This is a genomic window from Argonema antarcticum A004/B2 (assembly GCF_023333585.1).
GTDB lineage: Bacteria > Cyanobacteriota > Cyanobacteriia > Cyanobacteriales > Aerosakkonemataceae > Argonema > Argonema antarcticum.
Window position 1 is genome coordinate 1 of the sequence record NZ_JAIQZN010000236.1, and the last position, 1392, is coordinate 1392.

The window sequence follows — 1392 nt, forward strand, 5'->3', positions numbered from 1 at the left end:
TGGATGCCCATGTGTCTCTCGGCTTCTGTCGTAGCCATCCGATGGCACACGTTGCGATGGCGGAAGGCCGGATCGAAACACTCAGGATCTTGACGATTTGTCCATCTGTTTTGCTACTCCCTGGCGTATTGTTGGCGGATCAGGTGGCAACCGCAAACGCGGCGAAGATTGCTCCGCCGGATCAAATGATACCGTTGATGGACCTTACCGCGACATATGATAGGTTGGATTGGGGAACAGCCGAGGGGCAACAGAGGCGAGCCGCGGCGGAGAAATGGGAAGTTCTAGTGCCACGCATCATAAACACCGCTCTTATTTTTGGCCTCTGATGGCAAAGCGGCCCATTTTTGTTCCTTTGCTCGACGGTAAGCGATTGGTACTGGAGAGGTACGTCGAATTTCATTGGCACGCCGGTTTCGCGAAGTCGCAAAAGCAGAAGAGCATACGCGCGTTGCACGAAACGGCGTTGCGTGAGTATGGCGTTCAGCATCCGTTGGAGATATCGTCAAAGTCGGAAGACCCTCTTGGTGTAGCATTATCCAGTTTCAACCTTACGTTTGTAACCAAGCGAGGACGAGCACTCACCGTCGAGGCCGCCTTCCAAGGGAGTAAAGTGTTCGAACGGGGCGGCCCGTTCGTCGATATCTTTCAAAAGTCTCCGATTGACGCAAAACGTGATGAGCGACTCAGAACAAGTGGATTACTTACCAAGTTTTCGTTTTTCGGAAATGACTGGGAATTAGATCCTAAAACCGCGTTTTATGATTGGCTTTACATTAACGCCCTCATAAAAAACCCTCAGTTAATAGAACTGCTAACCGATCGTGATGGTTTCACAGATATTGAATTTAATCCCGAGCGATCAATAAATTGTCAGGCGAGATCGGCTGCTTTGTTCTGTGCCTTATTTCACACAGATAAATTGAATTTCGCACTACAGAGTAGAGAAAATTTTCTCTCTCTGTATAGGGGCCGTGTTTCTGATCCTCACATGCCAGCCCAAGAGCGCTTCCTGATTTAATGCACCTAGGGATTTGTTTTAACCGCAGGGGGTTCGAGCAAAATTCACACACCGATGGATACAGACTGCAACCGCCGAAGGCGGATTTCCATCTGTTCCGTCTGTGGGAATTCGCTCAGTTGGGTTTCGTGCACTTCGATCGTACCTTGTGGTTCGCTCGCTTTGGCAACGATGACTGGTGGTTATGAAATGTTCTCTCTTGTGACCTTCACGCCATAAATAGCTCTAGGCGAAGCTTTCGACGCTCCCAGTCAGGCATCACCCGTTCAAGCAGATGGTAAAAGGCTGCGCCATGATGTGGCTCAGTGACATGGCAAAGTTCATGGGTGATGACGTAATCGATAGTGTCAATCGGAGCCTCAATCAGCCGA

The 1392-nt window shown here is 49.7% G+C and carries 3 protein-coding genes; 2 read left to right on the forward strand and 1 reads right to left on the reverse strand.

The features are described from left to right. Together LAY57_RS35585 and LAY57_RS35590 are read left to right on the forward strand one after the other, a co-directional pair. A partial coding sequence (locus LAY57_RS35585) for a hypothetical protein (protein ID WP_249072212.1) occupies nucleotides 1-329 on the forward strand: 329 nt, incomplete at its 5' end. Then, nucleotides 329-1021, forward strand: coding sequence for a DarT1-associated NADAR antitoxin family protein (locus tag LAY57_RS35590; protein WP_249072214.1), 693 nt, complete (start codon nucleotides 329-331; stop codon nucleotides 1019-1021). The genes LAY57_RS35585 and LAY57_RS35590, both read left to right, overlap by 1 nt. A gap of 208 nt (nucleotides 1022-1229) precedes the next feature. Here LAY57_RS35590 and LAY57_RS36765 read toward each other — a convergent pair whose 3' ends face one another. After that, entirely contained in the window at nucleotides 1230-1388 is a 159-nt protein-coding gene (locus tag LAY57_RS36765; RefSeq protein WP_420839200.1) for a M48 metallopeptidase family protein, read from the reverse strand. Between the last annotated feature and the right edge of the window lie 4 nt (nucleotides 1389-1392).